General features: G+C 63.0%; 15 protein-coding genes. 7 read left to right on the top strand and 8 right to left on the bottom strand.

Going from position 1 to position 19,997, the window contains the following annotated elements:
* Nucleotides 1-639 (bottom strand): class II aldolase/adducin family protein, encoded by a 639-nt coding sequence (locus EJ076_RS07285; protein ID WP_126070982.1) that lies wholly within the window; start codon nt 637-639, stop codon nt 1-3.
* Entirely contained in the window at nt 639-1,988 is a 1,350-nt protein-coding gene (gene otnK / locus EJ076_RS07290; RefSeq protein WP_126067430.1) for a 3-oxo-tetronate kinase, read from the bottom strand. The genes EJ076_RS07285 and otnK overlap by 1 nt, the downstream gene beginning before the upstream one ends.
* 137 nt (nt 1,989-2,125) lie before the next feature.
* Here otnK and EJ076_RS07295 point away from each other — a divergent pair, with 137 nt between their 5' ends.
* Complete coding sequence (locus tag EJ076_RS07295; protein ID WP_126067431.1) at nt 2,126-2,863, top strand: GntR family transcriptional regulator; 738 nt, start codon at nt 2,126-2,128, stop codon at nt 2,861-2,863.
* A gap of 33 nt (nt 2,864-2,896) precedes the next feature.
* Here EJ076_RS07295 and EJ076_RS07300 read toward each other — a convergent pair whose 3' ends face one another.
* The 4 genes from EJ076_RS07300 to EJ076_RS07315 form a co-directional block, all read right to left on the bottom strand.
* Nucleotides 2,897-4,126: an aminotransferase class III-fold pyridoxal phosphate-dependent enzyme gene (locus EJ076_RS07300; RefSeq protein ID WP_126067432.1), complete on the bottom strand. Its 1,230-nt coding sequence runs from the start codon at nt 4,124-4,126 to the stop codon at nt 2,897-2,899.
* A gap of 117 nt (nt 4,127-4,243) precedes the next feature.
* A complete protein-coding gene (locus tag EJ076_RS07305) occupies nt 4,244-5,806 on the bottom strand; it encodes an ABC transporter substrate-binding protein (RefSeq protein WP_164548829.1) in 1,563 nt (520 codons plus the stop codon).
* 89 nt (nt 5,807-5,895) lie between these two features.
* Nucleotides 5,896-8,070, bottom strand: coding sequence for an alpha-ketoacid dehydrogenase subunit alpha/beta (locus tag EJ076_RS07310; RefSeq protein ID WP_126067434.1), 2,175 nt, complete (start codon nt 8,068-8,070; stop codon nt 5,896-5,898).
* Between the two features lie 265 nt (nt 8,071-8,335).
* The gene (locus tag EJ076_RS07315; protein ID WP_109665914.1) at nt 8,336-9,115 is read right to left on the bottom strand and encodes a LuxR C-terminal-related transcriptional regulator; all 780 of its coding nucleotides are present in this window, start codon (nt 9,113-9,115) and stop codon (nt 8,336-8,338) included.
* 142 nt (nt 9,116-9,257) lie between these two features.
* On the opposite strand from EJ076_RS07315, the gene EJ076_RS07320 reads away from it, so the two are divergent.
* The 5 genes from EJ076_RS07320 (at nt 9,258) to EJ076_RS07340 (ending at nt 16,557) form a co-directional block, all read left to right on the top strand.
* Entirely contained in the window at nt 9,258-11,387 is a 2,130-nt protein-coding gene (locus EJ076_RS07320) for a hydantoinase/oxoprolinase family protein (protein ID WP_126070983.1), read from the top strand.
* A gap of 13 nt (nt 11,388-11,400) precedes the next feature.
* Nucleotides 11,401-13,605, top strand: coding sequence for a hydantoinase B/oxoprolinase family protein (locus EJ076_RS07325; protein WP_126067435.1), 2,205 nt, complete (start codon nt 11,401-11,403; stop codon nt 13,603-13,605).
* Nucleotides 13,602-14,096, top strand: coding sequence for an acetone carboxylase subunit gamma (locus EJ076_RS07330; RefSeq protein WP_126067436.1), 495 nt, complete (start codon nt 13,602-13,604; stop codon nt 14,094-14,096). The genes EJ076_RS07325 and EJ076_RS07330 overlap by 4 nt, the downstream gene beginning before the upstream one ends.
* Before the next feature lie 87 nt (nt 14,097-14,183).
* The gene (locus tag EJ076_RS07335; RefSeq protein ID WP_126067437.1) at nt 14,184-15,011 is read left to right on the top strand and encodes an SDR family NAD(P)-dependent oxidoreductase; all 828 of its coding nucleotides are present in this window, start codon (nt 14,184-14,186) and stop codon (nt 15,009-15,011) included.
* 229 nt (nt 15,012-15,240) lie between these two features.
* Nucleotides 15,241-16,557 carry an O-antigen ligase gene (locus tag EJ076_RS07340; protein WP_126067438.1) on the top strand — a complete coding sequence of 439 codons (1,317 nt, stop codon included), beginning with the start codon at nt 15,241-15,243 and terminating at the stop codon, nt 16,555-16,557.
* 501 nt (nt 16,558-17,058) lie between these two features.
* Here EJ076_RS07340 and EJ076_RS07345 read toward each other — a convergent pair.
* Nucleotides 17,059-18,324 (bottom strand): polysaccharide biosynthesis/export family protein, encoded by a 1,266-nt coding sequence (locus EJ076_RS07345; protein ID WP_164548830.1) that lies wholly within the window; start codon nt 18,322-18,324, stop codon nt 17,059-17,061.
* Nucleotides 18,325-18,424: 100 nt separating this feature from the next.
* Nucleotides 18,425-19,102, bottom strand: a complete 678-nt coding sequence (locus EJ076_RS07350) for a sugar transferase (protein ID WP_126067440.1) — start codon at nt 19,100-19,102, stop codon at nt 18,425-18,427.
* A 602-nt stretch (nt 19,103-19,704) separates the two neighbouring features.
* On the opposite strand from EJ076_RS07350, the gene EJ076_RS07355 reads away from it, so the two are divergent.
* Nucleotides 19,705-19,980, top strand: a complete 276-nt coding sequence (locus EJ076_RS07355; RefSeq protein ID WP_126067441.1) for an exopolysaccharide production repressor exox — start codon at nt 19,705-19,707, stop codon at nt 19,978-19,980.
* Nucleotides 19,981-19,997 lie beyond the last annotated feature (17 nt).

Here is a 19,997-nt window from a genome sequence, read left to right on the forward strand (position 1 = left end):
CTATTTCTGCTGGCCGTAATTCTTGTAGCGCCCGCGAATGGCGGCAAGCTCGCTGCCCTCGATCAGCACCGGCGTACCGGCGCTGCGCGCCAAAAGATACTGCCGCGCCAGAGTCTCCAGCTTGATGGTGCGGATGAGCGCCGTGTCGAGATCGCCGCCGAAGGCGATCATGCCATGATTGGCGAGCAGGCAGGCTGATCTGTCCTTGAGCGCAACGACGGCGACCTTCGCCAGTTCGCTTGATGCGAACAGCGCATAGTCCGAGCACCGAACATCGTCGCCGCCGAAGCCCGCCACCATGTAGTGGAACAGCGGCAGCCCTTCGCGCAGGCAGGACAGCGCCACGCAATGGTCGGGATGGGCGTGCACCACGGCGCCGGCCTCGGGAAACGCCTTGTAAATCTCGGCGTGCATTTCCCATTCACTCGACGGCCGGAATGCGCCGTCCCAGGATCCATCGAGCTGCATCGCCACCATCTGCTCTGGCCGCAAGGCGCTTGTGGCTATGCCCGTCGGCGTGATCAGCATGCCGCCTGCCATGCGCACGCTGATGTTGCCGGTGGTGCCGACATTCATCCCGCTGGCGTCCAGCGTCTGCGTCGCGGTGATCAGGCTCGTGCGCTCGATTTCGAGATTCATCACGATGCTCTCCTTGCCGGGGGCCATGTGTCGATTGCCGGTGCGATGGCGCTCGGCCGTGTCATGTCTTGCAGAACGTCGGTGAAGATATCGGGGCCACCGAGCTTTCCCGATTTCAGCATCAGCGCCAGGGGATCAGCGGGCAGGCCGGGGAGGTGGGCGATGGCGCGCGACAGTCCCGGCCCCTCATAGGCGCCCATGGCGATCCGGTCGATGCCGAGCGCCTTGACCACCGAACCGGCGGTCTCGCCGCCGGCGACGACGAGTCGGCGTACGCCGAGTTGGCGCACCAGAATCTCTGCAATCCTGGCCAGTATCTCTTCCGCCTTTGCCGCCACCGCCTCGCGACCGTGCGCCTGCTGCAGCGTTTCGACCGTCGCTTGCGGCGCGGTCGTGGCAATCGCGATCATCGCGCCGGGCAAATGCCGCTGGGCGAAGGCACGCGCTTCGGCCATGACATCGGCGCCGGCAAAGGCTCTGGCAAGGTCGATCGTCAGCAACGGGTTATTCTCAGCGAGGCGTTCGAGCTGTTCGATGGTGCGATCGGCGACGCTGCCGGCCAGCACCGCCGCTGGCCCTTCGACGGCCGGCAGGCTGGCGACAACGAGGTCGTCTGAGTTCACCAGGTTATGCGCCACCCAGGCGGTCGGCAGATGCGCGGCGACCGAGGAATTACCCGTCATCAGCGGCAGATCGAAGGTCGCTTCCGCGATCGCCGCCAGGTCACGCTCGCGGATCGTGTCGGTGACCAGCAGCGTCTCGCCGCGCGCGCTTTGCTCTTGGATAGCGCTGCGAATGGCCCCGGCGCCGGCATCGACGACGAGATAGGGCACCAGCCCGACCTTGCCCTTGCTCTGCGCCTGCAGCACGCGAACCAGATTGGAATCGGTCATCGGCGTCAGCGGATCGAACCGCTTGGGCGATTCACCCAGCAACTGGGCGCCGCCGAACATGTGCCCCTGATAGACGGTGCGGCCGGTCTCACACAGCGCCGGGGTGAACAGCGTGACGCCGCCGCCAAGCCGCTCGAGCAGCGCCTCGGCGCAAGGGCCGATATTGCCTGTGGGCGTCGAATCGAACGTGGCGCAGTATTTGAAGAAGATCTGCCGCGCGCCCGCTTCCACCAGCCGGTCCGCGGCCTCCCGCACCTGGTGCACCGCGTCGCTGGCCGCGATGACGCGGGTCTTTAGCAGGATCACATGGGCAAGATTGCCTGACGGGATCGGCGCGTCCAGCCCGACCGTGCATCCCGTGGGAATGCCGCGCGCCACCAGCATCGACGCCAGTTCGGTGCCGCCGGTCAGATCGTCGGCGATGGCGCCGAACAGCAGGGAAGGCATCGCGGTCATGCGGCCCGTCCCATGTCTGGCCGTTTCATGTCGGCCGGTCTCATGGCTGCTTGTCTCATGTCGGTGGTCAGGCCATTCGTGGTATCATATACACAGCCGACGCGACGCCTGCGCGACTGCAAGAACGGAGAGCGGATATGACTGCTTCTATCGCGCCGATCGCGCGCGACAATCTGACGACGCGTGTCTACGAGGAGCTTCGCCGCGCCATGATGGAAGGCCGTTTCTGGCCGGGCCATCGCTTCAAGATCCGCGACCTCGCCGCCAGCCTTCAGGTGTCTGAGACGCCGGTGCGCGAGGCGCTGATGCAGCTGGTGCGCGAGAAAGGCCTGGAGATGGAGGCAGGCCGTTCGATCACCGTCGCCCAGCTGTCGCTGGCCCAGTATCTGGAATTGCGCAGCATCAGGCTGCATCTCGAAGGCATGGCCGGTGCGGCGGCGACGACGCGCATCGAGCCGCGCGAGATCGACCGTCTGGCTGCTGTGCATGAAAAGCTGATTGAAGATGAGGACAATGGGCGCTGGTTCGAAGCCGTCCGCGACAATTGGGAATTCCATCACTCGATCTACCAGGCGGCGCAAATGCCGGAGCTGCTGGCGATTATCGAGGGCATCTGGCTGCGCAACGGACCGCTGGTGAACTATCAATACCCGCACGCCAGGCCGACCTATGACGGCCGCCACCGGCATCTCGACATCCTCGACGCGCTGCGGGCGCGCGACGAAAACGGCGTGCGCAAGGGCATCCAGCAGGACATGATCGAAGGCGGACGCCTGCTGGTCAAGGTTCTCGAACGGCTGAACGACGGTGCGGTCACGCCCGAGGAACTGCGCCGCGCCGCGCAGAACGGCCGGTTGGTGTCCGCCGCCGGCTGAACAGCTTGTTCTTTCCCACCGCATCGGCGCCGGTCACGCCACCTGCGCGGCGGCGGCCATGCCGGCATCGGCAGCCTGCAGGGCGAGATCTATGTCTTTTGCGGTGTGCGCGGCGCTCAGGAACATGTTGTGCCGGGGATGGAAATAGGCGCCTTCGCGCAACGCCGCAGAGCAGAAGGCGTTGGCCAGCTTGAATTCGGTATCGCCGTCGAACAGCACCATCGGCATCGACACCGGGCCGGTCTGGCGAAGCAAAAGGCCATGCTTCTTCGCTGCCGCATCGAGGCCTGAGCGCAGCCTGTCGCCGGCTTCGGTCATGCGGGCAATCGCATCGGTCTCGCGCAGCGTGTTGATGGTGGCGATCGCGGCAGCCATGGCGACGGCGCCGTACCAGAACGACCCCGTCACATAGACCTTGGTCGCGGCCTCGCGGAACCGGTCGGTGCCGGTGATCGCGGCAAGCGGATAGCCATTGGCGATCGCCTTCGAGAAGGCGGAGAGATCCGGCCGAACACCGAGCGGCTCCCAGCTGCCGGCGAGATCGATGCGGAAGCCGGCGCGCACATCATCGACGATCAATGCTGCGTCGGCGGCGGTGGTCAGTTCGCGCGCCCGTCTGGCGAAGGCGGCGGTAGGCAATTCCTGGTCGCGGGCGATGTCGTGCCGGAAGGCGGTGACGACGACAGCAGCGAGATCGTCGCCGGCCTGCTCGACGGCGGCCTCGAGGCTGGCAACGTCATTGTAGTCGAAATGGATGAGATGGGCGCGGTCCTCGGCGGTGACGCCGGCCAGCGAAGGCGTGCACCACGGCACAGCGCCGTGATAGGAGCCACGCGCGACCAGCACCTTGCGTCGGCCGGTGCCGGCGCGCGCGATCGTCACGCATGCCGTGGTGGCGTCGGTGCCGTTCTTCTGCAGCATCGCCCAGTCGGCATGGGCGACGGTCTTGACCAGCAATTCCGCCAGCTCGACCAGCACCTCGCCCGGGCCGTTCATCGCATCGCCCAGGCGACGTTGCCGCTCGGCTGCTGCCTCGACGGCCTGATGATGGTGGCCGAGGATGTTGGGACCCCAGCTGCACATCAGGTCGATGTATTCGCGCCCATCGACGTCCCAGACCCGGCAGCCGTCGGCGCGCTCGAAGAACTGCGGATAGGCGGGGCCGAGATAGCGCGTTGCCATGTGTCCCCACATGCCGCCCGGAATGACCGAGGCCGCACGCTCGCGCAGCAACTGGTCCTTGGAGTTGATCAGGGAAGGCATAGCGAGGTCTCCGCACTTTGATATATCATATATTGATTTTGATGCTGGAAGAACAGGATTTGCCGGTCTTCCAGGATGAGTGGCGGGAGGCGGCTGGCCGCCTCCCGCTTCTTTCGCTCAGTGGCTGAGTTCCGCCAGCGGCAGGTTGCAGCAGGCGCTGTAGCGTACGCCCTTGACGTCCGACTTGTAGGCCAGGATCAGGTTAGGGCTGACCAGCGGCAGGATGATCCTGTCCTTGATCATCTCTTCGCCGATCTGGTGCCAGAGCTTGGCCGCCTCGTCGCCGCTCGCTGCCAAGGCCGCCTTGTAGAGGTCCGCTTCCTTCGGGTTGATCACCGACGGGTCGCGCTCCGCGCCGGCGCGCCGCGACCACGGGCTGCCCTTGGTCATGGCGAAATAATCGATGTATTGCGAGGTGCCGTAATAGTCCGGCGCGTAGAACACCGCCGTCATCGGGATGCCGTCGCCATTGACGCGTTCGCGCCAGTTGGCGAAGGGGATAGGCTGCAGGTCGAGCTTGATGTTGATCTTGGCCAGATCCTGCTGGACCTTCTGCATCAACAGCGAGAGATCAACGCCGTAGACATTCATGCCGGGGAACGCCGCTTCCATCTCGAAGCCGTCGGCATGGCCGGCCTTGGCCAGAAGTTCCTTTGCCTTGGCGACGTCATAGGGCTGTGCCTCGAAGCCCGAACCGCCGGGGAAGCCGAGCGGGATCGGCGCGCTGATCAGCTGGCCCTCGGAGCCGATAGTGAAGTCAAGGATGCTCGGACGGTCGAGGCCGAGCGAGATGGCCTCGCGCACCTCGGGCGTCAGCGGAACCTTGTTGGCCTTGGCGCCGGGCGACAGCGCCACATAGATGAAGTTGTAGGACGGCACGGTCTCGATCTTAACGTCGCTGCCCGTCATCGTCTTGGCCGTATCCGGGTCGATCTGCATGGCGATGTCGGCGGTGCCGCTCTGCAGCATCTGCGCCTGCGCCACCGCGTCCTTGGTCTGGCGGATGACGACTTCGCTCAGCGCCGGTGCCGTGCGCCAGTACTTGTCGTTGCGTGCCAGCCGCAGTTCCGAATTAGGCTCATAGGATTTCAGCACGAACGGCGCGCTGCCGGCCGAATGCGCCAGGAACCAGGCCTCGGCATTGTCTGTCGTCGAGGCGTCCGCATCGGCCTTGGCGCCGGCTTCGGAGGCGACCTTGCTGTTGACGACCGCTGCGTAGGGCGCCGCCGCGATGTTGAGGAATTCGGAGCTCGGCGCGACCATCTTGACGACGACCGTATGCTCGTCCGGGGTCTCGATCGACGCCACATTGTCCATCAGGAACGAGGCGCTGCCCTTGAGGTTCTTCAGCCGCTCCCAGGACCATTTGACGTCCTTGGCCTCGACCGGCGAACCGTCCGAGAACTTGGCGGCCGGGTCGAGCGTGAAGGTGAAGCTGCTCTGGTCGGCATTGCCTTCCCACTTCGAGGCGAGCAGCGGGATCAGCTTGTTGTCCTTGTCTAGCGTCAGCAGCGATTCATAGACACTGGAATTGTAGATCTGGCAGGTGTCGCAGAAGGCCCGGTGCGGATCGAGCGAGTTGAGATCGATGTTGCGCGCGATAACCAGCGGCTTGCTGTCTTGCGCGAAGGTGGCCGGTGCCCAGAAGGCGCTGGTGGCCAGCAGCACGGCAGCCAGCATCGTCGCTCTGGTCTTGGCTCTTGGTAGGGTCGTCATGTTCATTTCATTCTCCCATTTTCTTGTCGGATATTCGTGGCAATGCGTTCGCTCTATCCACCCACTTCAGTGAGGGATTGAAGCGCGGCCCTGAGCTTTTCAGCACCGCCCAGTGCGGCGCGGTTAAGCGGGGCCGATACGACGGGAGCCGAGAGGCTTCCCGTCACATGCAGGATCTCGTGATCGAGATAGTCGAACACGCGATCCTGAATCTCTTGGGTCAGTCGTCCGCCAAGCGACAGCCCACGCTGCACCTGTTCGACGACGGCCACCCGGTTGGTCTTGCGGATAGAGGCTTCCACCAGCGGCCAGTCGAGCCCGGTCGGGTCGAGGCTGCGCAGGTCGATGATCTCGGCATCGATGCCGGTCTCCTCGACCACCTGGCTGGCGACGGCAACCATGCTGGCGCTGGTGAGCAAGGTGCAGGCGCTGCCCGGCCTGACGATCTTCGCCTTGCCGAGCCGCACGCAATAGTCGCGGTCATCCGCAGGCACAGGGCCTTCGCTGGGGAACAGTTCGACATGCTCGATGACGACGACCGGATCGTCGCATTTCAAGGCGGAATTCATCAGGCCGATATAGTCGAAGGGTGTCGTCGGGGCGACGACGCGCCAGCCGGGATAGAGCGCGAACAGGCCGGACGGATCGCCCGAATGCTGCGAGCCATAGCCGGTGTGCGGCGAGACGCGGACCCTGACCACGATCGGCACCGGGAAACCACCGCCGAACATATGGCGCACCTTGCTGACCGCGTTGAACAGCTGGTCGGCGGCAACCAGGCAGAAGTCGCCGAACATGATCTCGACGATCGGCCGCAGGCCGCAAAGCGCTGCACCCAGTGCCACGCCGACAAAACCGTTCTCGGCGATAGGCATCGCCAGCACGCGCTCCGGCCAGCGTTCAAGCGCGCCCTTTGTGGCGCCCGAAACGCCGCCGCGCAGACGGTGCACATCCTCGCCCATGATGATGATGCGCGGGTCCTGCTCCATGGCGCGCGCGATGACCTCGGACGCGGCAACCATGAACTTCACCGGCTTGGTATCGGCCGGCGGCACGTCCTCGACCTCAAGGAAGCGCTCGCCCTTCAGTTCCGAAAGATCGCCGCGGATCTGGTTGTCGACATCGCTTGGGTTCGGCCACAGATGGTCGGGAATGCGCAGTGCATTGCCGCTCATTTCGGTGAGCGAATCGGCAGCATTGTTGACCACCTCCATGACACGCTGGTCGAGCGTCCCAAGGTCGGAAGCGTTTAGAATGCCCATCGTCTTCAGGCGAGCCGCCATCGTCGCAAGCGGGTCGCGCGCTTTCCAGGCGTCTTCCTCGGCGCGCGTGCGGTAGCCGAATTCGCTGCCCGGGCGGGCGCCACTCTGGTGCAGGAAGCGGTAGCAGAGCGCCTCGACCAGCACCGGTCCGCCGTCTTCCTCGATCGCCCGGCGCGCCTCACGCATGGCGTGATGGACCGCCACCACATCCATGCCGTCGCATTCGATGCCGCGAAAGCCGAGCATCGGTCCGCGCGAGGCCAGCCGCGTCTCGCGCGTCTGCTCATTGATGTGCGTCGAGACGGCATAGAGATTGTTTTCGGCGAAAAAGATCACCGGCAAACGGTAGAGCGCGGCGATGTTCATCGCCTCATAGGCCGGCCCCGCCATCATCGTGCCGTCGCCGAAGAAGGCGACCGAGATGTTGCCAGTGCCGAGCAGCTTGTCGGCCAGCGCGTAGCCCGCCGCGTGCGGCAGGTTGCCACCGATAATGGCGCTGGTGCCCGGTATGCCTGATGCATTGTCACGCATATGCATCGAGCCGCCACGGCCGCCGCAATAGCCTGACTTGAGGCCCATGATCTCGGCCATCAGGCCGCGCACCGAGCCCTGCATGTCCGGATTGAAAGCGTCGGCCAGCGGGTCGAATCCCCTGGGCGTCTGTGCGTTGACCAGCTTGGCCAGCACCTGGTGATGAGCGCGGTGGGTGCCGTTGATGCGGTCACCGGTGCCGAGCACGGACATCGCCCCGACCGCCGTCGCCTCTTGCCCGATGCTGGCATGCGCCGGACCATGCACCAGCCCGGCATTGGCGAGATCGAGCACTTTTTCCTCGAAACGGCGGATGAGCAGCATCTGGTGATACCAGCGCACCAGGCTCGAAACCTCGGCGTCGTTCCAGTCCGAATCGTCGACGTCTAGCCGCAACCAGGGCGCCGATGGCTGGATCGATGTCTGCTGGACCATGTCAGCTATTTCCGTTCTGGTAGATGATATATCAAATATTTTCTCAGTCGATTGCGGCGAGCCATTTTTCCTGGGCACTGCACTGGCTCGCGGGCACTGCACAAATGGAATTAAATTTCATTTTTTGCGCGAAGCCGAGACTAAGCCGGGACGGCGGCGTTCCGCAAGAGGAATTTTGAGGCGCGCTTTTGGTCATTCCAGCGATAAGCTGGAGCACCGATTTGCGGCGGGAGCTCGCTGGCGGATCGGCAGGGGAGACGCTCGGCTACCGCTCCGCCCGGTGTTGAAAAAACTGCAAGAACAATTCCCGCTCCGTGGTGATGTCGAGCTTCTCGTAGATACGCCGGCGATGGTTCTTGACCGTGCCGACGGTGATGCCGAGGCGCTCGGCGATGTTCGCCGTCGGGTGGCCGGCGAGGATCAGCTGGACCAGCTCCCGTTCGCGCAGCGACAGCTCCGGCCACAGGCCGGCCGGAATGATGGGCTCCTGCCGGGGCGAGGCGCCGGGGCCGGTCGGCGCCGACGTGCGGGAGAATTTTGCTCCCCGCGCCTTGATGTCGAGCGCGTGCAACGCCTCGAACACCGGCAGCCGCTCATCCAGCAGGGATATCTCGCTGTCCTTGAATGATGTGGTCGAGCGGTCGAGGAAGATGCCGAGGCACCAGTCGCCGCCATCAGCAAGCATGATGCCGACCTCGTCGCAGATCTCCGACTGCGCCAGGAAGCCGGCAATGTACTGGCCGCGCTTGGCCTCGTCGTCGGCGAGCCGCTTCAGCGGCATTATGCCCAGCCTTCGATCGCGCCGCCACGAGGCATAGAACGGGTCGAAGACGTAGTAGTTGTCGAGATAGCGCCGGATCATCTCGTCCGAGAAGCGCCGATGCTTGATGAATTCCGGCGTCTGCGTCGCCGAATAACGTGTCACCGTGACGAGATCGTGCTCGATGTCCGCGCCGATCAGGTCGATCAGGCAGTCGACATGCCTGTCCGTGCCGGTGGCGGCGATCGCTTTGGCGAGCGGCGCCCAGATGGTCCCCATGCGCATGCCCTTTTCTCGGCGATCCCTGCCCAACCGTCATTGTGTCTTTAGGCATATGGCGCGAAGCCGCCCATCGAATCTAGCCTGGCGTCAACCTAGACCAGATCCCGAGGCGACCGTGACCCAGCCAAACCTGACCAGTCCAATCATTGGCAATCCAATCGTCATCGGCATCGACGCCGGCGGCACCATGACCGACACGATCCTTGTCGATCAGGACGGCCACTTCAAGATCGGCAAGTCTGCGACCACGCCGAAGAACGAAGCCGAGGGCTTTCTGGCTTCGGCCGAGGACGCGGCCGATGCCTGGGGCATCTCGCTGGAATCTCTGTTTTCCGGCGTCAACGTCGTGCTCTATTCCGGCACCGGCATGCTCAACACGTTGCTGTCGCGCACCGGCCGCCGGCTCGGCCTGATCACCACCAAGGGCCTCGAGGACATGATCCTGATGGGCCGCGGCCTGCAGGCCTGGGCCGACTATTCCTATGCCGACCGGCTGCATGCGGTCACCCACCATCATCCCGATCCGCTGGTGCCGCGCCGTCGCACCCATGGCGTCACCGAGCGCATCGACCAGTTCGGCGACATCGTGCTGCCGCTCTACGAACACGAGGTCTCCGCCGCAGCGAAAAAGCTGATCGCTGACAAGGTCGAGGCGATCTGCATCATGACCATCTTCTCGCACGTCAATCCGGTGCATGAGAAGCGCATCGCCGAGATCTGCCGCGCGGAGGTCGACAAGGCCGGAGCCGACATCATCGTCTACACCAGCCATGAGGTCCGCCCGGTCATCCGCGAACAGTCGCGGCTGAACTCGGTGCTGATCGAAGCCTACGCCACCTCGCGTGGCCGCAAGCAGCTCAAGGGCATTGAGGACGTCTCGAAGAAATACGGCTTCAAATATGGCGTGCAGACGCTGCTCTCCTTCGGCGGTCTGACCTCGATCAACCACCCGCGCCTGCATGAAACCATGATCTCAGGCCCGATCGGCGGCATCCTCGGTGCTGCCTATGTCGGCAAACTGATCGGCAACGACTCGCTGATCTGCTCGGACATGGGCGGTACCTCCTTCGACATGGGCGTCATCACGCGCGGTCAGACGCGAATCGAGAACGAGCCGCTGATGGACCGCTTCAAGCTCAACGTACCGACGCTGCATCTCGACACGATCGGCGCCGGCGCCGGCATGATCCTCAAGGTCGATCCGCTGACCAAGAAGGTCAGCCTCGGGCCGGAAAGCGCCGGCTCCGACCCCGGCCCGATCTGCTTCGATCGCGGCGGCACCGAACCCACGATCGCCGATTGCGACGCCATTCTCGGCCGGCTGAACCCGTACTATTTCCTGGGCGGCAAGGTCGTGCTGCAGGTCGAAAAGGCGCGCCGCGCCTTCCAGGAGAAATGCTCCGACATATTGGGCGTCGGGGTGGAGGAAGCCGCCGAAGGCATGATCGACATGTTGGAGTCCGATGCCAACAACGCGTTGCGCCGGGTCATTTCGGGTCAGGGCATCCACCCTTCCGAATTCACCCTGCTCTCCTATGGCGGCTCCGGTCCGCTGCATCTGGCCGGCTGCTCCAGGGGCATCGGCTTCAAGGACATCATCACCTTCCAGTTCGCGGCCGCCTTCTCCGCCTTCGGCTGCACCACGGCCGATTTCATGCGCCGGCATTCGGTGTCGACGCAGCACGACATTCCGTCACGCGTCGATGAGGCGACGCTGACCGCTTTTGGCGCAAAGGTCACCACGGTCTGGAATGATCTGACCAAGGCCGCGGTCGACGAAATGATCGCCGACGGTCATGCCAGAGAGAAGATCAGGACCGTGCCGTTCCTGATGATGCGCTACACCGGCCAGCTCGAGGATGTCGAAGTCATGGCGCCGCTGGCCGAGGTCAATTCCGCCGACGACATGCGCAAGGTTATCGACGAGTTCGAGGCGGTCTATGCCAAGGTCAACCATCGCGTGTCGCGCTATGGCGAAGCTGGCTTCACCATCACCGAACTTGGGCTGATCGCCACCGCGGACAAGGTCAAGCCGGTGCTGCTCAAGCGTCCGCTCGGCGCCTCCAATCCGGCAGCCGCGCACAAGGGCGTCCGCGAAGCCTATATCGGCGGGCGCTGGCACAAGGCCAATCTCTACGAGATGGACCTTCTGCAGCCCGGCCATGAAGTGATCGGCCCGGCCATCATCGAACATCCCGCCACCACGCTCGTCGTTCATCCGCAGGACCGCGTCCATGTCGATGAATGGACGCTGCTGCACTACACCCACGCTTGAGAGGGCGACCGCCATGTTGGACAAACCTGCCTCGGCCCTGCGCCTTCGCGAAAGACTGCTCGATTCCGAGCGGCTGATGGAAGAAACCGGCTGCTACGACGGCATCACGGAACTCACGCTGCGCAACCAGGACCCACTGAAATTCGAGACGCTGCACACCAAGCTGCGCGCCTATTGCGTCTCGGCGCGCGAAATGGCCCGCCGCATCTCGGCCTCGCCCGGTGTGCGCGAGGTCGGCGAAATGGTGGTCGCCATCTACACCCCCGAGGGTGACGCCATCGCGCTCTCCAACGGCATCATGGTGCATGTCCATACGATGAGCCGCTTCATCAAATGGATGATCAAAAACGGCTACGAGGACAACCCGCGCATCCGCGAAGGCGATATCTTCGCCAACAACGACGCCTTCATCGGCACCGTGCAGGTGCCTGACGTCATGGACGTGGTGCCGATCTTCCATGAAGGCACGCTGGTCGGCTGGGCCGGTGCCGTCTGCCATGAGCTGGAAGCCGGCGGCATCACGCCTGGCGGCGACGTCTGCCTGGCGCAGGAGCGCTTCACCGAAGGCCTGTTCGTCTGCGCCGAGAAGATCGGCGAGAACGATGAGATCCGCCGCGACTATGTCATCCGCTGCGAGCGCAATTTGCGCATGCCGATCTACTGGGTGCTCGACGAGAAGGCCAAGGTCGCCTCCTGCATCGACATGCGCGAAAGCGTCAAGCAGCTGATCTCGGAGATCGGCCTCGACTACTGGATGAAGGTGTCGAAGGAGTTCATCGAGGAAGGTCGTCGCGCCCAGCTCGCCCGCACCCGCCAGCTCACGGTGCCCGGCATCTATCGCGGCCACACCTTCTATGGTCACGTCACCGCGGGCAAGCCCGGCTTCCAGCTTCTCGGCGATCCCGACTGGCTCTACAACATCCCGATCGAGATGGAGATCACCACCGACGGCAAGATCACTATGGACTTCGAGGGCACCCAGCCCTGGGGCTACCATTCGATGAACTGCACGCCGGCCGGCATGGATGGCGGCATGTTCGTCACGCTGACCCAGCACATGAATTTCGAAGGGCTGGTCAATGACGGCGCCTGGATGGCGACCGAGCTGAAATTGCCGCATGGCACCTGGACCAATCCCGACAACGAGATGGTGGCGACGGCCACCTCATGGGCGCTGCTGCTGCCGGCCTATGGCGTCTTCCAACGGCTTTTGTCGCGCAGCTTCGTGGCGCGGGGCTTTGTCGAGGAGGCCTTTGTCGGCCAGGTCAACAGCCCGATGATCGAGATGGGCGGCGAAAGCCAGTACGGCACGCCGTTCGGCATGGCGCATTTCGAATGCGCCGCCGCCGGCTCCGGCGCGCTCGCCATCAAGGACGGTCTCGACACCGCCTATGTCGGCTGGAACCCGGAATCCGACATGGGCAACATCGAGGTCTGGGAACAGTCGATGCCGATGGTCTATATCGGCCGCTCGATCGTGCCGAATTCGGGCGGCGCCGGCAAATATCGCGGCGGCTGTTCCTTCGTCTCGACCTGGCTGATCAACAAGACCTCGCATCTGCGGCTCCACACCTCGGAGCACTCCTCCAGAGTGTTCGACAATGGCGGCATGTGTGGCGGTTATCCGGCGCCGACCTGCCAGAAGCATCGCGCCGTGCGCAATTCCAACATCCATGAGCTGGCCGCCAAGGGCGCGCCGCTGGCGCATGCGCCCGGCATCGACCCGCATGTTTCGGACTACGAGAAGAACATCGGCGGCGACCATGTCGTGGTCGAGGGCCCATACATCACCTCGCCGCATAAATCCGGCGACATCTTCAGCCATTCCTACAATGGCGGTGGGGGCTATGGCGACGTGCTGGAGCGCGATCCGATCAAGACGGCCTGGGATGTCGAGAACGGGTTCCTCACCCGCGAGGCGGCGGGTCAGGTTTTCGGCATCGTGCTGAAGGACGATGCAGACGGCTATCCCGTTGCTGATATCGACGCAACGGTCGAGCGCCGTGCTGAAATGCGCAAGCAGCGTCTGGCCAAGGCGATCCCGGTTTCGGACTGGATCGCCCAGGAGCGCGGCCGCGTCGAAAAGGCGGACTTCGCCCCGGAGGTGAAGAAAATGTATGCCAGCGCGATCAAGCTGTCGTCGCGCTTCACCAAGGAATTCAGCGAGTTCTGGAACGTCGACGCCAGATCGATCTTCATGCCGGGAGCAAAGCCATGACCTCATACAGCAAGGAAGTCCTCGGCGATCTGGCTGCCGGCAAGCTGCCCTGGCCGCAGACGCGACGTATCATGAGCGCCTACAAGGATGATGACCGCTTCTTCAAGATGGTTGCCGTCTATCAGGACCGTGTCGCCTGGAAGGACCCGATCCTGCTGCCGGTCTCCGACCATCTGTTCATCTGCCAGAGCGGCGATGAGCGGATCACCCGCTGCGAATGCGGCCACTCCTTTGGCGACTATCGCAAGAACTGGAAGCTCAACGCCGCGATCAACGTGCGCAACACCGAGGAGGCTTTGCGCGAGATCTATCCGAACAGCGATCTCCCTGATCCCGAATGGATGGAAATCCGTGAATTCATCTGTCCGCAGTGCGGTACGCTGCATGAGGTGGAGGCGGCGGCACCCGGTTATCCCATAGTTCACGATTTCGAGCCCGACCTTGAAGGCTTCTATCGCGAATGGCTGGGCAAACCGCTCCAGGAAACATGAATCGCTGTCGATGGAGGTTGGCCGGTGTGATTGCCAAATCCGGCCGGGCCTGATTGCCTGCCCGGAACGAAGCGGAGACCGTGCGCCATGAACAACCTTTCCGGCCGCAGCGCCATCGTCACCGGCGGTTTCTCGGGCATGGGCTTCGCCATTGCGACGGCCCTGGCTGAAGCCGGCGCCAATGTCGCCGTCGGCTCCTACATCGCGCCCGCCGGCTCCGACAGATCAGACGCCGCCTACTATCCAGGCGCGGACGAGATCGAGCGTGTGCGTTCGGCTCTTGCCGCGCATGGAACGAAAGTTCACGCCGCCCATCTCGACGTGCGCGACAGCGACGTCACCAATCGTTTCGCGGCGGACGTCGAAGCGGCCATCGGCCCCGCCGACATTCTGGTCAACGCCGCGGGCACCACCGCCGAGCAGCCGGTCTGCGGCCATTCCGACGCGCTGTGGGACAAGATCGTCGACACCAACCTGACCGGCGCCTTCCGCGCCACCCGCGCGGTTCTGCCCGGCATGATCGAGCGCGGCTGGGGCCGCATCGTCAATATCGGCTCGACCGCTGCCTCGGTTGGCTGGAAGGACAACCCGGCCTACTGCGCCTCCAAGGCCGGCCTTCTCGGCCTGACCCGCTGCGTGGCGCTGGAAGGGGCGGCGCATGGCGTCACCTGCGTCATGATCAGCCCGACCTGGGTCGAGACTGAACTGATGCGCCGCAACGTGGCGCAGGTCGTCGAGCGCGAGGGCAAGGGGCGCACCGCTGAGGAAGCGATGGCCGAGATCGCCAAAGGCAACCCGCAGCAGCGCATGCTGCAGCCGCAGGAGATCGCCGCTTTGGCCGTTTTCCTGTGCTCGGACCTGGCCAAGGGCATCACCATGGAAAACATACAGATCACCGGCGGAGCCCTGTGGTAGCGTTTGCGCCGACAGGAAACAGAGCCTGATCCAGGCCACCTGGCCGGACGGACCTCTCCGCAGATGCCGCGCTGTAAGACAAGGTGACCGGATTTGCCATTGAGCGCCGGGCGCGATAGGTTATATTGCACTGCACAATGGAGAGGCCGTTTATTGCACGCCCATGTTTGCGCAGATTCCGGCCGGCTCATGGCTTGCCGGCCCTGGGTCGTGTCGGCGGGACTCTAAGATGAAGATTCCAAAGTCCCTGCTGGTCGATCCCGAGAGAAACTCGGTCTATGGCGCCTTTGCCGTAGCCGTCTCGATCTGGGCGTTTTCCTATTCGGTCATTTTCGGCCAGGTGCTGATCCTGGCCTACTATGCAGTCTGGCTTCCGCTCATCCTGGTCGACTACCGGCGGTTCCTGCGACATCTGTCCAGCGCCTGGCTGCCGCTGCTGTTTGCGGCCTATGTCTGCTTCTCGGTTTTCTGGTCGCAGGCGCCCGGCGTCACCGCAAGGACGTCGATCCAGTATTTTTCCCATATCGCCTGCGCATATGTCGCTGCGCGCACCGTCAGCGTGCGCACGCTGACCATAGGGGCGCTGGTCGGGATATTCGTCGTCCTTCTTTATTCGCTGAAGGTCGCGAACTATTCCGAGGACGTTCTCGACGGCACCGTCAACTTTGTCGGCGCCTTCGCCTCCAAGAACCAGATCGGCTTTGTCGGCTCGCTCGGCATCTATTTCTGCGCCGTCTTCCTTGCCTTCTACAGGCGCGGCCGGCTGAGCTTCATCCTGGCGGTGCCTGTCGTGCTGCTGTCGGCCTATGTGCTGGTCGTCTCGCATTCCGCCACCTCGATGGCCTCGATACCGGCGGTTCTGGCGCTGGTGGCGCTTCTTGCGATGAGCAAACTTCTGTCACGACGCTATCGCCGGGTGATCTTCCTGGTCGGCGCCGGCCTGCTGGTGGTGACTGCCTTCGTCGCCTTGAATCTCGGGCTGATGGACTTCGTCCTCGGCCTCTTCGGCAAGGATTCGACGCTCACCGGGCGGACCTATCTGTGGGAGCAGGGCTGGAACGCCGTGCAAAAAGCGCCGATTCTCGGCGTCGGCTATGCAGCCTATTGGGTGCAGGGCTTCGCCGAAGCCGAGCGGCTGTGGAACGAGTTCTACATCACCACCCGCACCGGCTTCCACTTCCACAACACCTATATCGAGGCCCTCGTCGAGCTCGGCTTCGTCGGGGCGACGCTGGTCTCGCTGATCATGCTGCGCACGCTCTACGGCCACGTTTCGGCGGTCATCTTCAGGACCTGGCAGGCGGATTCGGTGATCCTCTTCGGCGTGATGGTGCTGCTGCTGATCCGCTCCTTCGTCGAGGTCGAGATTCTCAACCCCTACATCATGGGCTCTTTCCTGATGTATTTCAGCTTCTTCAAGCTGGTGCGGCTGCCCGTTTCCAGCCGCACGCGGCGGTCGCAAGCCCTGGCGCAGGCGGAGGCGGCCAGGGGCGAGGCTGACTGGCCCCGGCATGCCGGCCGTCCGGCGGCGGCCGGTCCGTCATGAGCAATCAACTCGCGGGCTGAAGTCGGCGCTCGCAAAAAAACGGCAATGACGCCGCGCTAGTCGCGATCTGGGCCGAACTCCGATATGCTTACCGCAAAGCATGGGAGGTTTTCATGCCATACGCTGTTGAGACATGCCCAGACGACGTTGATCGGTTAAAAACGCTTCTCCACAGCCTAGGCGAAGAGGGCAGTCGGATCGTCAACGTAATCTGGCAGCCCACCCGCGATATTCTGACGGAGAACGGTCCATTCACGCAGCCGTCCGGCTACATCATCATTTTGGAGTACCCACGTTAAATGCCGGCCAGAAGCACCCCGCCGACGTGATCACCAATGCCGTCTGCGTCATGCGCAGTGCCACGGGCGATGAAGCCGACGGGACAACATCAAGCCGCCGGCCAACGCTGTTTTCTGATTTTCAAATTTCAAACCGAGACACTACCCAAACCCCTCCTTGCCGGATGGATTGAAACACTGGGTAGTGCCCGGGACCTGCGGACTACTGGCTGGCCAGCGGTGCCAGCTTGACCTTGATCACATCGCCAGGCAGCACCAGTGTGTCTTCCTTGGCGGCGATTTCGCTGGTCTTGCCGTCGACATTGCGCACCAGTGAATAGAGCAGGGTGGGCTGCTGATCATTTGTCATAGCGGCCGTCGTAGCGGGATCGGTGGCCTGGGCTATCAGGCCCTTCTGCATATTCGCCTTCAGCGCGGCCTCGTTCAGGTCGGCTTCGGTCTGCTGCCGGTCGGTGGCGAGACTTGAGCTCAAGGTGTTCTGGGCATCGATAGCGTCCTGCTTCGCCTTGCTGATCGCCTGCTTGGCGGTGAGGATCGCTGTTTCGTAGTCCAGGATCTTGCCCTGCAGGTCGGCGACCGACTGCCGAGAATCCAGCAGTCGAGCGTTGGCGATCAGGCCTTTCTGCGCCAGCGGGCCGATGCTGGCGAGTTGCTGCTGTGCCAGGTCGACCTGCTGCTGCTGGTTGACGATCTTCTTCTGCAGCGATTCGATCTCGGATTCCAAAACCCCTTTCAGATCGTCGAGCGCCTCGAGTTTCAGCTTCAGCGCCTTTTGGTCAGCCGTCAGGATCGTCATCTCGTCCGCGACGATGGCTGGCAGTCTCGGATCGCCCTCGGCCTCCTTCGGCACGTCGAAACTCGCCTTGCCGGCCATGTCCGCGTCGATGCGGGCGCGCCTGACGATCAGCCGAATGCGCTGGTCGTCAGAGATATCGAAATTGCCCTTGGCGGTGACTAGGTCCTTGCCGAGCTGGGGACCGTAGTCGGCGTTGCGCCGGATGCCTCCGGCGACGCTGATGGCCTTCAACACTGTCAGATCGGGTACAAAAGGAAACTGGCCGGGGTTCTGGACTTCGCCCGAAATGTAGAATGGCCGGAACTGCGCCATCTCGACCGAGGCTTCCGGTCTGTCTGACAAAGCGAGCTTTTTCTGCAAAGCCTCGCCGATCGCCGTTGCGATTTCGGACGTGGTCTTGCCGGATGCCGGCAGCTCGCCGGCGAACGGCACCGACAGCGTGCCGGATGGACCGACCGTGTACTCGCCGTTCACCGCCGACCAGTCACGAAATGTGCCTTCCACGGTCTGCCATTCGGCAACGCGGATGGTGAGCTTGTCCTGCGATCCGAGGCGATAGTCGCCGGCAGCCGCGATGTGGGGCACGACGAGCGACACGGCAAGGCATGTGGCCAGCAAACGCGCCCGCCGCAGGCGGCCGGAAACCGGGCCGCTGCGAAAGGCTTCGAGCATATCTGTTTTCAACTGAACGTTCCGATCCGCTTTAGCCCCATCGCCCGATGAGCTTGCGTCGAATGGCCGGCGCCAATGTCTGGCATTGGCCACCAGCTGGTCAGTAAGAGCCGCGCGACATCCACACGGCCGGGACGGTCTTGATGATGATGCGAACGTCCTCGAACAGCGACCAGTTCTCGACATAGTGGCGGTCGAAGGCGACGCGGCTGTCATAGGATACATCGTTGCGGCCGCTGACCTGCCACAGGCCGGTCAGGCCGGGGCGGGATTTCAGGTAGTAGACGGCGGATGTGCCATAGATCTCCAGTTCGTCGCGCACGACCGGACGAGGGCCGACAAGGCTCATGTCACCCTGCAGGATGTTGATGATCTGCGGCAGCTCATCGAGGCTGAGCTTCCGCAGCACCGCACCGACGCGGGTGACGCGCGGGTCGTTCTTCAGCTTGCGGGTCGCTACCCATTCCGCGTTGGCGTCCGGATTGGTGGCGAGATAGGTTGCCAGCACCTTGTCGCCGTCCGGAACCATGGTGCGGAACTTCAGGCACGGAAAAATCCGCCCGCCGCGCCCGATTCGCCGGTGGCCGTAGAAAATCGAGCCGCCGTCGGAAAACTTGACGAGCAGCGCTATCATGACAAACAGCGGGCTGAGGGCGATCAAGCCAATCAGTGAACCGGTGATATCGAAGCTGCGTTTGAGCAGGCCGCCGATCGGCGGCGGAAAATCGATGTCAGCCTGCGAAAAGCTCGCGGTGGCTGACTTGGCAGCGTCCCTCATGCCGTAAACTCCATGCGTTGAACGAATGGTTCACCACACGATATCAAAAAAATGTTGCAGCGCAACACACAATTTCCCACCCCGTTGAAATAGTCACGTCATGAATTGACTAAATAATAAGCTAGACATGCACAAATTTCGGGATGTTTAGCACATTTGTGACAATAAACGGGCAGCGTTGAAAAAATAAGGACCTTTTTGGGGCGGTTTTTAGGCAGGCCTACCTATCTGTCGAGATGTGGCACACGTTAGTGCTTTAGCATGCCATGATACTTGGGAAAAACCATATAAAATACTACTTAATATTGCCCATTCTACTGAAAACCGCGGATGGCAGGAGGTCGGCTTGAATCCGGTCGCGTGCATTGCACCATGGCAGAGTCGATCGCAAACGCTCAATCAAAAATATCCGCGGTTGCCCTTGCCGCCTACTGCTCGCCTTAATAGAATTGCAAATTATACCTGTCAGAGTAGCGACAGGTATCAAAGGCCGGAAGCAACCGGTCGAGAGTGGGCGACCTTGACAAGCCCACATGACAAGGGACGGCGCTCGGGTGGGGCAATCGTTAAATGTACCCGAGCCGGTTTATGGGCTGTTGGGTATGGCGCTTCCAAAATTCATCCTCGGGATGATTTTCGCTTTGGCGATCGTTGTCGGCTGGTCGTGGCTGGGCGGCGCGTCGATAGGCACAATACTACTGCGCGTCATCATTTGCGCCGTGGTTATCCAGGCGGGCTATTTCGTGCTCATCTACGCCATGATCGCCAGGAGCGCACCGACGCCGGCCGACATGGCTCGTGACGCCGAACGAAAACTGAATGCGCCCGAGGTCGCCGAAGGCGAGAAACTAGGCAGCGCCAGGCGCAGCCTGCACTAACCAGCGCCCGACCGGCC

Origin of the sequence: Mesorhizobium sp. M7D.F.Ca.US.005.01.1.1 (assembly GCF_003952545.1) — a bacterium.
In the GTDB taxonomy this organism is placed as follows: domain Bacteria; phylum Pseudomonadota; class Alphaproteobacteria; order Rhizobiales; family Rhizobiaceae; genus Mesorhizobium; species Mesorhizobium loti.

Bases quoted from the DNA above. Each gene is read 5' to 3' on its own strand.
- EJ076_RS07330 (WP_126067436.1), top strand. From the start codon at position 13,602: ATGACCTCATACAGCAAGGAAGTCCTCGGCGATCTGGCTGCCGGCAAG.
- EJ076_RS07340 (WP_126067438.1), top strand. From the start codon at position 15,241: ATGAAGATTCCAAAGTCCCTGCTGGTCGATCCCGAGAGAAACTCGGTC.
- EJ076_RS07310 (WP_126067434.1), bottom strand. From the start codon at position 8,070: ATGGTCCAGCAGACATCGATCCAGCCATCGGCGCCCTGGTTGCGGCTA.
- EJ076_RS07335 (WP_126067437.1), top strand. From the start codon at position 14,184: ATGAACAACCTTTCCGGCCGCAGCGCCATCGTCACCGGCGGTTTCTCG.
- EJ076_RS07285 (WP_126070982.1), bottom strand. From the start codon at position 639: ATGAATCTCGAAATCGAGCGCACGAGCCTGATCACCGCGACGCAGACG.
- EJ076_RS07345 (WP_164548830.1), bottom strand. From the start codon at position 18,324: ATGCTCGAAGCCTTTCGCAGCGGCCCGGTTTCCGGCCGCCTGCGGCGG.
- EJ076_RS07300 (WP_126067432.1), bottom strand. From the start codon at position 4,126: ATGCCTTCCCTGATCAACTCCAAGGACCAGTTGCTGCGCGAGCGTGCG.
- EJ076_RS07305 (WP_164548829.1), bottom strand. From the start codon at position 5,806: ATGCTGGCTGCCGTGCTGCTGGCCACCAGCGCCTTCTGGGCACCGGCC.
- EJ076_RS07315 (WP_109665914.1), bottom strand. From the start codon at position 9,115: ATGCGCATGGGGACCATCTGGGCGCCGCTCGCCAAAGCGATCGCCGCC.
- EJ076_RS07325 (WP_126067435.1), top strand. From the start codon at position 11,401: ATGTTGGACAAACCTGCCTCGGCCCTGCGCCTTCGCGAAAGACTGCTC.
- otnK (WP_126067430.1), bottom strand. From the start codon at position 1,988: ATGACCGCGATGCCTTCCCTGCTGTTCGGCGCCATCGCCGACGATCTG.
- EJ076_RS07355 (WP_126067441.1), top strand. From the start codon at position 19,705: ATGGCGCTTCCAAAATTCATCCTCGGGATGATTTTCGCTTTGGCGATC.
- EJ076_RS07295 (WP_126067431.1), top strand. From the start codon at position 2,126: ATGACTGCTTCTATCGCGCCGATCGCGCGCGACAATCTGACGACGCGT.
- EJ076_RS07350 (WP_126067440.1), bottom strand. From the start codon at position 19,102: ATGAGGGACGCTGCCAAGTCAGCCACCGCGAGCTTTTCGCAGGCTGAC.